Source organism: Microlunatus sagamiharensis, assembly GCF_900105785.1.
Classification (GTDB): Bacteria; Actinomycetota; Actinomycetes; order Propionibacteriales; family Propionibacteriaceae; genus Microlunatus; species Microlunatus sagamiharensis.
Window position 1 is genome coordinate 3,361,522 of record NZ_LT629799.1, and the last position, 12,863, is coordinate 3,374,384.

General features: G+C 74.0%; 11 protein-coding genes. 8 read left to right on the plus strand and 3 right to left on the minus strand.

Features of this window, described 5'->3' with window-relative positions:
* Complete coding sequence (locus tag BLU42_RS15500; RefSeq protein WP_231918189.1) at positions 1–498, minus strand: RNA polymerase sigma factor; 498 nt, start codon at positions 496–498, stop codon at positions 1–3.
* A gap of 297 nt (positions 499–795) precedes the next feature.
* On the opposite strand from BLU42_RS15500, the gene BLU42_RS15505 reads away from it, so the two are divergent.
* Both BLU42_RS15505 and BLU42_RS15510 read left to right on the plus strand, forming a co-directional pair.
* Positions 796–1,530 carry a response regulator transcription factor gene (locus BLU42_RS15505; protein WP_091076227.1) on the plus strand — a complete coding sequence of 245 codons (735 nt, stop codon included), beginning with the start codon at positions 796–798 and terminating at the stop codon, positions 1,528–1,530.
* 83 nt (positions 1,531–1,613) lie between these two features.
* The gene (locus BLU42_RS15510) at positions 1,614–3,191 is read left to right on the plus strand and encodes a sensor histidine kinase (protein WP_231918191.1); all 1,578 of its coding nucleotides are present in this window, start codon (positions 1,614–1,616) and stop codon (positions 3,189–3,191) included.
* A gap of 22 nt (positions 3,192–3,213) precedes the next feature.
* Here the strand turns inward: BLU42_RS15510 and BLU42_RS15515 are convergent, their stop codons facing one another.
* Positions 3,214–5,121 carry an ABC transporter ATP-binding protein gene (locus BLU42_RS15515; RefSeq protein WP_091076234.1) on the minus strand — a complete coding sequence of 636 codons (1,908 nt, stop codon included), beginning with the start codon at positions 5,119–5,121 and terminating at the stop codon, positions 3,214–3,216.
* 141 nt (positions 5,122–5,262) lie between these two features.
* On the opposite strand from BLU42_RS15515, the gene BLU42_RS15520 reads away from it, so the two are divergent.
* The 6 genes from BLU42_RS15520 to BLU42_RS15545 all read left to right on the plus strand — a co-directional run bounded on the left by BLU42_RS15520 (position 5,263) and on the right by BLU42_RS15545 (position 11,894).
* Positions 5,263–7,347, plus strand: a complete 2,085-nt coding sequence (locus tag BLU42_RS15520) for a mannosyltransferase YkcB-related protein (RefSeq protein ID WP_091076237.1) — start codon at positions 5,263–5,265, stop codon at positions 7,345–7,347.
* Between the two features lie 40 nt (positions 7,348–7,387).
* Positions 7,388–8,635, plus strand: a complete 1,248-nt coding sequence (locus tag BLU42_RS15525; protein WP_091076241.1) for a glycosyltransferase — start codon at positions 7,388–7,390, stop codon at positions 8,633–8,635.
* An 87-nt stretch (positions 8,636–8,722) separates the two neighbouring features.
* On the plus strand, positions 8,723–9,142 hold the full coding sequence (locus BLU42_RS15530) for a GtrA family protein (RefSeq protein ID WP_231918192.1): 420 nt from the start codon (positions 8,723–8,725) through the stop codon (positions 9,140–9,142).
* A 22-nt stretch (positions 9,143–9,164) separates the two neighbouring features.
* Positions 9,165–10,112, plus strand: coding sequence for a non-homologous end-joining DNA ligase (ligD, locus tag BLU42_RS15535; protein ID WP_091076247.1), 948 nt, complete (start codon positions 9,165–9,167; stop codon positions 10,110–10,112).
* Between the two features lie 48 nt (positions 10,113–10,160).
* The gene (locus BLU42_RS15540) at positions 10,161–10,922 is read left to right on the plus strand and encodes an SDR family NAD(P)-dependent oxidoreductase (protein WP_091076251.1); all 762 of its coding nucleotides are present in this window, start codon (positions 10,161–10,163) and stop codon (positions 10,920–10,922) included.
* 30 nt (positions 10,923–10,952) lie between these two features.
* Positions 10,953–11,894, plus strand: coding sequence for a LysR family transcriptional regulator (locus BLU42_RS15545; RefSeq protein WP_091076254.1), 942 nt, complete (start codon positions 10,953–10,955; stop codon positions 11,892–11,894).
* A gap of 262 nt (positions 11,895–12,156) precedes the next feature.
* Here BLU42_RS15545 and BLU42_RS15550 read toward each other — a convergent pair whose 3' ends face one another.
* Positions 12,157–12,744 (minus strand): DUF6197 family protein, encoded by a 588-nt coding sequence (locus tag BLU42_RS15550; protein ID WP_091076257.1) that lies wholly within the window; start codon positions 12,742–12,744, stop codon positions 12,157–12,159.
* Between the last annotated feature and the right edge of the window lie 119 nt (positions 12,745–12,863).

The window sequence follows — 12,863 nt, forward strand, 5'->3', positions numbered from 1 at the left end:
TCAACGCCACCCGCCCGTACGCCGCAGCGCGGCCACCCCGTCGGCCCCGGCCCGGCGCGCGGCCTGCTCCGTCCCGCCCACGAGCGCGGCGACCTCGGCCCAGCTCAGGCCGCCGAGGTGGTGCAGGGCCACGGCCCAGCGCTGACGCTCCGGCAGCGCGGCCACGGCGTCCCTCAGCACCCGGTCCTCGGCCGCCCGCGCGGGGTCCTCGGGTGCAGCGGCGGAGGTGGTGGCGCCCTCGTGCGTCCGCGGGTCGACCAGCGGGCGGCGGTCCCGGGCCCGGACCACGTCGAGCGCCTTGCGGTGCGCGACGGTGACGAGCCAGGCCTGGAGGTTCGTGCCCGGGTCGAGCCCGGGGTAGGCGCGCATCGCGGCCAGGAACGTCTCCTGCCAGGCGTCGTCCGCCTCGGCGTCCCCGCTCAGGACCGCGCGGCAGACGCGGAGCACGACGGCGCCGTGCTCGCGCACCACGCGGTCGAACGGCGGCAGCCCCGGCACGTCGCGACGCTAGCGCCCGTCCCCGACACATGCCCCACCTGAACGCCGACCGGTAGGCTGCCGCGCGGAAACGACCGAAAAAGGCGCCGCAACCTACCGCTCGGCAGACCCGGCCTCCCGTTTCCGCCGAGCGGTAGGTTGCGGCGCTCAGAAGGCCAGATCTGGCGCCGCAACCTACCGCTCGGCGGGGGTGGGAGGACGACGTCGGCACAGCCGGGACACCAGCCGCGCACAGGTCACAGGAAGTTGACAGAATTACCACAGCCCATCGCGACTCCCCGATGTCAACCTGAGGTCATGGCCCGCACCGATACCGCCACCGCGCCCCTGACCCGTCCTGACGGGTCGCCCATCCGCGTGCTCGCGGTCGACGACGAGACGAGCCTGACCGAGCTGCTGTCGATGGCCATGCGCTACGAGGGCTGGCAGGTCACCACGGCCAACTCGGGCAGCACGGCGGTCAAGGCCGCGCGCGAGGTGCGCCCCGACGCGATCGTGCTCGACATGATGCTGCCCGACTTCGACGGCCTCGAGGTCATGCGGCGCATCCGCACCGAGGACCCCGACGTCCCCGTCATCTTCCTGACGGCGAAGGACGCCGTCGAGGACCGCATCGGCGGCCTGACCGCCGGCGGGGACGACTACGTCACCAAGCCCTTCAGCCTCGAGGAGGTCATCGCGCGGCTGCGGGCCCTGCTGCGGCGCAGCGGCGCCGCGTCGGCGCGGAGCGACTCGACGCTCGTCGTCGGTGACCTGAGCCTCGACGAGGACAGCCACGAGGTCAGCCGCGGGGGCAAGGAGATCTCGCTGACCGCGACCGAGTTCGAGCTGCTGCGCTACCTCATGCGCAACCCCCGCCGCGTGCTCTCGAAGGCCCAGATCCTCGACCGGGTCTGGAACTACGACTTCGGCGGCCAGGCCAACGTCGTCGAGCTCTACATCTCCTACCTGCGCAAGAAGATCGACGTGGACCGCCCGCCGATGATCCACACCATGCGCGGCGCGGGCTACGTCCTGCGCCCCGCGAGCTGATGGCCGCACCGGGACCCGAATTCCTCGGACCGGGCGAGCAGCCGCCACCGCCGCAGGATCCGCGCCCCCGGACGCCTCCCGCAGTGGCTGCCGCACCGACTGAGCCGGGGTGGCCTGCTCCCGTCGGTGCACCCGCACAGGCTCCGCTCGACGCCTTCGGTCACGGCACGCTGGGGCGACAGCTGGTCGTACGCGTCACCGTCCTGGTCGCGCTCGTCGCGATCCTGCTGAGCACGGCCACCGCGCTCGCGGCCCGGACCTTGCTCCTGGGGTCGATCGACAGCCAGCTCGACGGGGTCAGCGCGCGCGCCGTGCGGGGCGACCCCGGAGGGCAGCGCGGGCCGCGCGACCAGCTGATCATCCCCGGGCAGCCGCCCGGCTCGCTCGCCGCGGTCGTCGCCGACGACGGCTCGGGCGGACCCGGCCAGATCATCGCCTCCGACGGCCAACTGCTCGCCCTGCCCGACTCCGTGATCCAGACCATGGGCGGCATCCCCGCGCAGGGCAAGCAGACCGTGATCCTGCCTGGGCTGGGTCGCTACCGCCTGCTGGCGGGCGACGCGAAGCTCATCAACCGCTCGACCGGGGTGGTGACACCCGCGCACGCCTACTGGGGCCTGCCGCTGGAGGCTGTCGACCACCAGCTGGCCCAGCTGATCGGGCTCGAGGCCCTGCTCACGGGCTTCGCCATCGCCGGCGCCGTGGTCGCGTCGCGCACCGTCGTACGACGCAGCCTCCGCCCGCTCAACCGCGTGGCGGCGACCGCGCAGCAGGTCTCGCAGCTGCCGCTCGACCGTGGCGAGGTGGCCCTGGCCGTACGCGTGCCGCCGGCCGACGCCGACCCCACCTCGGAGGTCGGGCGCGTCGGGCAGGCGTTCAACCACATGCTCAACAACGTCGAGGACGCCCTGGCCGCCCGCCAGGCGAGCGAGACCAAGGTGCGGCAGTTCGTCGCCGACGCCTCGCACGAGCTGCGCAACCCGCTCGCGGCGATCCGCGGGTACGCGGAGCTGACGCGACGCGAGCGCGACTCGATGTCGGAGAACGCCGCCTTCGCGATGAGCCGGGTCGAGGCCGAGGCCGAGCGGATGTCGTACCTGGTCGAGGACCTGCTCCTGCTGGCCCGGCTCGACTCCGGGCCGGACGTCGACGTCAAGCCCGTCGACCTCAGCGAGGTCGTCATCAACGCCCTCAGCGACGCGCGCGCCGCCGGCCCCGACCACGTCTGGCAGCTCGACCTGCCGGACGAGCCGGTCGTCGCCCTCGGCGACCGCTACCGCCTGCACCAGGTCGTGGCCAACCTGCTGGCCAACGCGCGTACGCACACCCCGGCGGGGACCCAGGTCCGGGCCTCGGTCGCCGTGCGCGGGAGCGACGCGCTCATCACGGTCACCGACAGCGGGCCGGGCATCCCCGAGGACATCCGGTCGCGCGTCTTCGAGCGGTTCACCCGCGCGGAGGTCAGCCGCGTCCGGACCCCCGGAGCAGCGGCGGGGCGCAGCACGGGGCTCGGGCTCGCGATCGTCGCGGCCGTGGTGGAGGCCCACCACGGCACCGTCGGGGTGCAGAGCCAGCCGGGACGCACCGAGTTCACGGTGACGCTGCCGCTGGCCCCCGTCACCACCTCGGACGCCGCCCGTCCGACGGCCGGCGTCGCCTGAGGTCAGCCGGCCCACGCCGCGGTCACCGGAGGCTCTGGAGCTCCTCCTGCTCGAGGTCCGCCTCGGCCTCGCTCGTCGCGAACTGGGTGCGGTAGAGCTCGGCGTAGCGTCCGCCCAGCGCGAGCAGCTCGGCGTGCCGGCCCTGCTCCACGACCCGGCCGTCCTCGAGCACGACGATCGAGTCGGCCGCGCGCACCGTAGAGAGCCGGTGGGCGATGACGAGCGCCGTACGCCCCTCGAGCGCCTCGCCGAGCGCGGCGGTGACGGCGGCCTCCGAGGTGGAGTCCAGCGAGGCGGTGGCCTCGTCGAGGATGACGACGCGCGGGTGGGCGAGCAGGAGGCGCGCGATGGTCAGGCGCTGGCGCTCGCCACCCGAGAGGCGGTAGCCGCGCTCCCCCACCACGGTGTCCAGGCCGCCGGGCAGGCTCGCGATGAGGTCGGCCAGCCGGGCGCGCGTCAGCGCCGACCAGAGCTCGTCCTCGGTGGCGTCGACGTTGGCCAGCATCAGGTTGTTGCGGATCGACTCGTGGAACAGGTGCCCGTCCTGGGTGACCATCCCGAGCGTCGACCGCAACGCGTCAAAGCTCAGGTCCCGCACGTCCACCCCGCCGAGACGCACGGCGCCCTCGTCGACGTCGTACAGGCGGGACAGCAGCGAGGCGATGGTCGACTTGCCGGCGCCGGAGGAGCCGACCAGGGCGATCATCTGCCCCGGCTCGGCGCGGAACGAGACGTCGTGGATGACCTCGACGCCGCCGCGGTTGTCCAGGACGGCGACCTCCTCCAGGGAGGCCAGCGACACCTTGTCGGCGGTCGGGTAGGCGAAGCGGACGTGGTCGAACTCGACCGACACCGGACCGGCCGGCACCGCGACGGGGTGCTCGGCCTCGGTGATCAGCGGCTTGAGGTCGAGGATCTCGAAAACGCGCTCGAAGCTGACGAGGGCGCTCATGACCTCGACCCGCGCGCCGGCGAGCTGGGTCAGCGGGGCGTACAGGCGCGTCAGCAGCAGCGCCATGGTCACGACCGAGCCGGCCTCGAGGGTGCCGCGCAGCGCGTACCAGCCGCCGAGGCCGTAGACGAGGGCCAGCGCGAGCGCGGACACGAGGGTCAGCGCGGTCACGAAGACCATCTGCACCATCGTCGAGCGCACGCCGATGTCGCGCACCCGCCGGGCCCGCTCGCTGAACTCGACCGACTCACGTTCGGGCGAGGAGAAGAGCTTGACCAGCGTCGCGCCGGGCGCGGAGAAGCGCTCGGTCATCTGGGTGCTCATCAGCGAGTTGAGGTTGGCGGCCTCCAGGCGCAGGCGCGCGAGCCGGGCGCCCATCCGCCGGGCGGGGAGCACGAACACGGGCAGCAGCACGAGGGCCAGCACGGTGATCGGCCAGGAGATGGCCAGCATCGTCACGAGCGCGAGGACGACCGCGACGAGGTTCGTGACGACGCCGGAGAGCGTGTCGGAGAAGGCGCGCTGAGCGCCGATGACGTCGTTGTTGAGGCGGCTGACCAGGGCGCCCGTGCGGGTGCGGGTGAAGAAGGCGACCGGCATCGTCTGCACGTGGTCGAAGACCGCTCGGCGCAGGTCGAGGATGAGGGTCTCGCCGATGCGGGCCGACAGCCACCGCACCACCAGGCCCACCCCGGCCTCGGCGAGCGCGATCAGGGCGATGAGGACGGCGAGCCGGACGACCAGTCGGGTCGAGCCGTTCGTGGTGATGGCGTCGACGACGCGACCGGCCAGCAGCGGCGTCGCGATGGCCAGGAACGCGGTCACCACGCTGAGGACGAGGAAGACCGCGAGCACCCGGCGCTGCGGGCGCGCGAACCCCCAGATGCGTCGCACCGTCGTCCAGGAGAACGGTCTGCGCTCCTGCTGCGCCGTCGAGACGCGGTACACGGCCGACCAGGCCACGCCCTCCATGCTCATGCCACTGCCTCCTCCTGCACCCCGGGGAGACCCTAGGTCGCGGGTCTGACAACAACGGCCGCCGCCATGTGCTTCCGGCTCACAGGTGCGCCACGGTCCGACCCGGAACTGCCCACAGGGCGCGCTCCGAGGGTATGGGGCATGACGCTCTCGACCCTGCCCCCGACCACCGCCGGGACGCCCCCGCGCACCGACGACGGGGCTCCCCCGCAGGACCCGGGCACCACGCGCCCGCGCCGCCGCGCCCGCCTCCCACGCCCCTCGACCGGGCGCGCGATCGCCGTCGTCGTGCTGCTGGCGGCGACCGCCGGGCTCTACCTGTGGGACCTCTCGGCGTCGGGCTACGGCAACTCCTTCTACGCCGCGGCCGTCCAGGCGGGTTCGCAGAGCTGGAAGGCCTTCTTCTACGGCTCGCTCGACGCGGGCAACGCGATCACCGTCGACAAGCCGCCGGCGTCGCTGTGGCTGATGGCGCTGTCGGTCCGCGTCTTCGGGCTCAGCTCGTGGAGCGTGCTCGCCCCGCAGGCGCTGCTCGGCGTCGCCACCGTCGGGGTCACGTACGCGTCCGTGCGGCGCACCCTGGAGCGCTGGGGCACCCCCTCGGCGGAGCGGACCGCCGAGGCGCACCGCGCCGGGCTGGTCGCGGGCGCGCTGCTGGCGCTGACCCCCGCCGCCGCGCTGATGTTCCGCTTCGACAACCCGGACGCGCTGCTCGTCTTCCTCATGACCCTCGCCGCGTACGTGACGCTGCGGGCCACCGAGAGGGCCAGCGGCAAGACGCTGGCCTGGGCCGGCGTCCTCATCGGCCTCGCCTTCCTCACCAAGATGCTGCAGGCCTTCCTCGTGCTGCCGGCCCTCGTGCTCGTCTACCTCGTCGCCGCGCCGACGACCGTGCGCAAGCGCCTCCTGCACCTGCTCGGCGCCTTCGCCGCCATGGTCGTCTCGCTCGGCTGGTGGGTCGCGGTCGTCGAGCTGGTGCCGGCCTCCTGGCGCCCGTACGTCGGCGGGTCGACGAACGACTCGGTCCTCGACCTCGTCGTCGGCTACAACGGCCTGGCGCGCATCCTCGGCCGCTCGGCCGGCTCGGGCGCGGCCGGCGTCGGCGGAGGCGGCGGGTTCGGCGGCTCGGCGGGGATCACCCGGCTCTTCGAGCAGGTGTCGGCCGGCATGATCACCTGGCTGCTCCCCGCCGCCCTGCTCCTGGCCGTCGTCGCCGTCGTGGCGATCGGCCGGGCGCCGCGGACCGACGCCCGCCGCGCCGCCCTGGTCCTGTGGACCACCTGGACCCTCGTCACCGGCCTGACCTTCTCGCTGATGGAGGGGACCTACCACGACTACTACGTCGTGGCCCTCGCTCCGGCGATCGCCGCCGGGGTCACGATCGCCGGCGCCGTCCTGTGGGGCCGTCGGCACACCTGGCTCGGTCGCGCCGGCCTCGCCGGCGGCGTGGCGCTGAGCGCGGTCTGGGCGTTCGTCCTGCTGGGCCGCGCCACGGGCGTGTACGAGTCGCTGCGCTGGCCCGTCCTCGTCGTCGGGGTCCTGGCCGCGCTCGGGCTGCTCGTCGCCCACCGCCTGCCCCGCGCGGTCGCCGGGGTCGTCCTCGCCGTGGCCCTCGCGGGCGCCGCGACCGGACCCGCCGCGTACACGCTGAACACCGTCGCCACGCCCCACACGGGCTCGATCGTCACGGCCGGCCCGGTGCGCTCGAGCGAGGGTCCGGGCGGGGTGCGGGGCTTCGACGGCCGCACCGGCGACGGCCGTCGGGCCGACGGGGCCACCCCTCCGCAGGGGCAGGCTCCGACCCAGGGCCAGGCGCCCGGTCAGGCCCAGGGCGGCACCCAGGGCGGCGGCTTCGGCGGCGGCGGCTTCGGCGGCGAGCGCGGCGCAGACACCGCGCTGGTCCAGCTGCTCCAGGCCGACGCCGGCGCCTACCGCTGGGCCGCCGCGACGACGGGCTCGCAGTCCGCCGCGACCTACCAGCTGGCGAGCGGCCAGCCGGTGATGGCGATGGGCGGCTTCACCGGCAGCGACCCGAGCCCCACCCTCGCGCAGTTCCAGGCGTACGTCGCGGCCGGGGACGTGCACTACCTCATCGCCGGCGACCAGATGGGCGGCGGTCGCGACCGCGGCACGGCCTCGGAGATCACCACCTGGGTCGCCGCGCACTACACGGCGAGCACGGTCGGCGGCGTCACGGTCTACGACCTCACCCAGCCCACCTCCTGAACCTGCCCTCCCACCACCCCTCGTGACCAGACGGACTCCCATGACCCACCTGCTCCCCGAAGCCGCGACCGACCGCCGAGCCGCGGCGTCCACCACCCACCTCCGCCCTACCCAGGTGCTCGTCGACGTGGTCGTGCCCGTCCACAACGAGCAGGCCGACCTGCGCCCCTCGGTCGAACGCCTCCACGCCTTCCTCGACGCGGAGCTGCCGTACGGCTTCCGCATCACGATCGCGGACAACGCCAGCACCGACGCGACGTGGGCGGAGGCGCAGGCGCTGGCCGACGAGCTCGAGCACGTCGGCGCCGTGCACCTCGACGCCAAGGGCCGCGGCCGGGCGCTCAAGGCGGTGTGGTCGGCGTCCGACGCGACCGTCCTCGCGTACATGGACGTCGACCTGTCCACCGACCTCCGCGCGCTGCTGCCCCTGGTGGCGCCGCTGATCTCCGGCCACTCCGACCTGGCGATCGGCACCCGGCTCTCACGCTCGAGCCGGGTGGTGCGCGGGCCGAAGCGCGAGATCATCTCCCGCAGCTACAACCTCATCCTGCGGGGCGCGCTGTCGGCGTCGTTCTCCGACGCGCAGTGCGGGTTCAAGGCGATCCGGGCCGACGTGGCCCGCGACCTGCTGCCGCTCGTCGAGGACGTGAACTGGTTCTTCGACACCGAGCTGCTCGTCCTCGCCCAGCGCGCGGGACTGCGGATCCACGAGGTGCCCGTCGACTGGGTCGACGACCCCGACAGCCGGGTGGACATCGTCGCGACGGCCAAGGAGGACCTGCGCGGGGTCGCCCGGCTGCTGCGGGGCTTCGCCGGCGGCCGGATCCCGGTGGCTCGGCTGCGGGCCGAGCTCGGGCGCGACGCCGAGGTCCCCTCGGCGGTCCCGGGAGTGCCGCGCGGGCTGTTCGGCCAGCTGCTCAAGTTCGGCGGGGTCGGGGTCCTGAGCACGTTGGCGTACTTCGTGCTCTACCTCGGGATGCGCGACCTCACCGGTCCGCAGGTGGCCAACCTGGTCGCCCTGCTCGTCACCGCGGTGGCCAACACGGCCGCGAACCGCCGTGTGACGTTCGGCGTCCGCGGGGCGGACGGGGCCCTGCGCCACCACGCGGGCGGGCTGGTCGCCTTCGGCGTCGGGCTCGGGCTGACGAGCGGTTCGCTGTGGGTGCTGCACGCGGTCTCGCCCGACCCGGACCGCGCGCTCGAGGTCGCGATCCTCGTCGTCGCGAACGCGGTCTCGACGCTGGTCCGGTTCCTCGCCCTGAGGCAGCTGATGGCGCATCGACGCTGAGCGGGGCGTCGCCCACGACGGGTGAGTTCCTGCACCGTCACGGTGCAGGAACTCACCCGTTGTCGTCCTGGCGGCCAAGATGGGCTCGTGCGAGCCCGTCCGACTTCCCGACAGCTGGTCCGCTTCGCGGTGATCGGGGCGGCGAGCGCGGCGGCGTACCTGCTGCTCTACCTCCTGCTCCGGAGCTTCACCGGCGCGCAGGTCGCGAACGTCGTCGCCCTGGTCACGACGCAGGTCGCCAACACCGCGGTCAACCGGCGCCTGACCTTCGGGCTGCGCGGGTCCAAGGGCGCGCTCGGGCACCAGCTCGGCGGGCTGGCGGCCTTCGCGTTCGGGCTCGGGCTCTCCGCGGGAGCGCTCTGGCTGCTGCACCGCATGGACCCGGGTGCCGGTCGCGTCGCGGAGGTCGCGGTGCTCGTCGTCGCGCAGGGCATCGCCACCGTCGTCCGGTTCCTCACGCTGCACGCGATGATGGCGCGGCGCGAGCCCGGCGCCGCCCCCGCCTAGACCCCGGCCCTAGGCTCGCTCCGTGGCCACCGAACGCGTGGAGCTCGACGTCGACGGCCGTACGGTCTCGATCAGCAACCCCCAGCGGGTCTACTTCTCCGCCCGCGGGGAGACCAAGCTCGACCTCGCGCACTACTACCTCTCGGTGGGCGATGGGATCGTCAACGCCCTGCGCCACCGGCCGTGCATGCTGCACCGCTTCCCCGACGGGGTCGACGGCGAGAAGGTCCACCAGAAGCGGCTGCCCAAGGGCGCTCCGCCGTGGATCGAGACGGTGCGCGTGCACTTCCCGCGCTACGACCGCGACGCCGACGAGCTCTGCGTCGACCACGTCGCCGACGTCGTGTGGGCGGTGCAGATGTCGACCGTCGAGTTCCACCCCTGGAACTCCCGCCGCAACGACGTCGAGTCGCCCGACGAGTGGCGCATCGACCTCGACCCGATGCCGCTGGCGACGTTCGCCGACGTGCAGCAGACGGCGGGTGTCGTACGGGAGGTGCTGGCCGAGCTGGGCGCGACCGGCTACCCCAAGACCTCCGGCGGCAAGGGGATGCACGTCTACGTGCGGATCACGCCCGACCACGGGTTCGCCGACGTGCGGCGCGCGGCCTGGGCGTTCGCGCGCGAGGTGGAGCGGCGCAGCGCGGGCGGGGTCGACACCACGTGGTGGCGCAAGGACCGCGACCCCGGCGCGATCTTCGTCGACTACAACCAGAACGCCCGCGACCACACGATCGCCAGCGCCTACTCCGTGCGCGGCACCCCGGAGGGCCTGGTGTCCGCCCCGGTCACCTGGGACGAGGTCGCCGACGTCGACCCGCACGACTTCACGATCGCGACGATGCCGGAGCGGTTCGCGAGGCTGGGCGACCTGCACGCCGACATCGACGACCACCCGTACGCGATCGACGAGCTGCTCGAGTGGGCGGAGCGCGACGAGCGCGAGGGCGCGGCGCCCGCCGAGGCCTGAGGCCCGGGTGCGGCCTCCGCCGGACCGGGCACCCGTACGCTTCGCGTCGTGACCGCCCTCACCGACGTCCGCGCCCACCGGCTCCAGGGCCACGTCGTCCTCGTCACCGGCGGTGCGCGCGGGCAGGGCGCCTCGCACGCCCAGCGGCTGGCCCACGAGGGCGCGACGGTCTGGGCCTGCGACGTGCTCGACGCCGACGGCGCCGCGCTGGCCGCCCGCTTCGAGGGTGAGGACCTCGACGTCCGCTACCGCCACCTCGACGTCACCAGCCCCGACGCGTGGGCCGCGGTCGTCGCCGAGATCGAGGCCGCGCACGGCCGGCTCGACGGCCTGGTCAACAACGCCGGGATCATCCACGTCAACCCGCTCGAGGAGGAGACGCTCGAGGCCTGGAACTCGCTGCTCGCCGTCAACGTGACCGGTGCGCTGCTCGGCCTCCAGGCGTGCCTGCCGCTGCTGCGCCGCAGCGGCGGCGCCGCCGTGGTCAACGTGGCGTCGATCTTCGGCGCGGTCGGGGCGCCCGGCTACATCGCCTACTGCGCCAGCAAGGGCGCGCTCGCGTCGCTGACCAAGGTCGCGGCGCTGGAGCTCGCGGGCGACGGGATCCGGGTGAACACCCTCGTCCCCGGCGGGGTCAGCACCCCGATGAACGAGCACGAGAAGGAGGGCGGGGTCGTCCCGGACACGCCCCTGCGCCGTCGCGCGCACGTCTCCGAGCTCTCCGCCGCCGTCGCCTTCCTGCTGTCCTCCGACGCCTCGTTCGTCACCGGGACCGAGCTCGTCGTCGACGGCGGGTTCCTGGCCCGCTGACCGGCCGCGACCAGCCGTACGGGAGGACCCGTGGCCTCCGGCCGCCCGACCCTGCAGCAGCTTGTCTACTTCCTCGCCGCCGTCGAGCACCGCTCGTTCGCGGCCGCGGCGCACGGGCTCCACATCGCCCAGCCGAGCCTGTCGGACCAGGTGCGACGCCTCGAGTCGACGCTCGGCGTCACGCTCTTCACCCGGACGAACCGCCAGCTCCAGCTCACCGACGCCGGCCGCATGCTCGTGCCGTGGGCCGAGAAGGTCCTGCGCGACGTCGAGGACCTCACCGCCGCGGTGCGCGACGTGCGCGAGCTGGCCGGCGGGACCGTCTCCTTCGGGACGTTCAGCAGCGCGCACCTCTACCTGCTGCCCGCGCTGACCGCCGAGTTCGGCCGGCTGCACCCCGACGTCGCGATCCGGGTGCAGGGTCTGAACTCCTCCGAGGTCGCCGACGCCGTACGGAGCGGCGACCTCGAGGCCGGCCTCGTCCAGCTCCCCATCGACGACCGCGGGCTGTGGGTCAGCCGCCCGCTCCTCACCGACACGGTCGTCTACGTCAGCGCCGACCCGGAGCGGACGGCCGCCCCGGTCGACGTCGAGCAGCTGAGCCGGCGCCGGCTGATCCTGTCCGAGGCGCGCTGGACCCAGGACGACCCGCTGCGGCGCAGCCTCACCGAGCGCGCCCAGAGGGCGGGGGTGACGCTGCACGCCTCGGTCGAGGTCGAGTTCCAGACCGCGGCGGTCGAGCTGGCCGCGTACGGGGTCGGGGACTCGCTCGTGTCGTTCCTGGTCACGGGTTGGTCCGGCTTCCCCGCCGCGCTGCACTGGGCGCACCTCGATCCCGTCTTCGAGGAGCACTTCGCGTTCGTCACGCGCCCGGGCGGTTCGCTGAGCCCGGCGACGCGCGCCTTCATGGACCTCGCCGAGCAGCACATCCGGGCGCTGCAGGACCGGGCGGATGTGGGGCGTTCGGCCTGAGCTCCGCTCGGCGCTGAGGACGCCAACCCGTTCCGGGCCCTTCGACAAGCTCAGGGAGCGTCAGCGGCCCGGGCCCCTCGACCGGCTCAGTAAGTGTCAGCGACCCACGTACCGAAGACGCTCCGTGAGCCTGTCGAACGGCCTCGAAGAGGTTGGCGTCGAGCCTGAGGAACGCCGACCCGTTCCGGCCCTTCGACAGCTCAGGGAGCGTTCCCGGCCCCGGCGGGGGGATCAGGGATCGTCCCCGGGCCCCGGACGGGCTTCAGGAAGCGTTGCAGGCGCCGACCAGGGTGCGGCTCACGGCGCGGTCGAGAAGGTCGAGGACGTCGTCGCGCCTCGTGGTGGGGTCGTCGTTCCAGGCGGTGAGGACCTGCAGCTTGCCGTGGCGGCGGGCGAGGGTGTCGACGCGCCCGGGCGGGGAGGAGAAGTGGCCCATCCGCTCGTGCAGCGCCTCGTAGAGCTCGTCGACCGCGCCCCACACGTCGTCGTGGGTCGTGGCCCGGTCGGGGTCCTCGGCCCGGCGGAGCAGGGCGCCGACGAGGCAGGCGCCCGAGACCGGGCTGGTCGGGCGGACCAGGTCGAAGGCCTCGGCCGGCGAGGCGTTGCGCACGGCACCACCGTCGGCCGCCACGCTGAACCACGCCCGCTGCGTCCAGCCGTGCTCGACGAGGTCGGCGCGTCCCTGCTCGAGGGCGGCGCGAACGCGGTCCAGCCGACGCTGCCACGCGACCCGCGGGTCGTCCTGGGGCTCGGCGTACGTGGGCGGTGCGGCCACGGGGAGCGCCGCACGCACCCGCGACCACGCCGCGCGCAAGGCCTCGGCCGGTCGCACCCGCTGGCTCGTCGTCACCCTCGTGAGCATGCGCCTGGGCGAGGCGGACCACAAGACCCCCGGGGAGGTCGGGAGCGCTGCAGTGGCGCGAGGTCCATAGCCCGGCGTACGGTCTGCTGCGGCTCACCCCACGACCC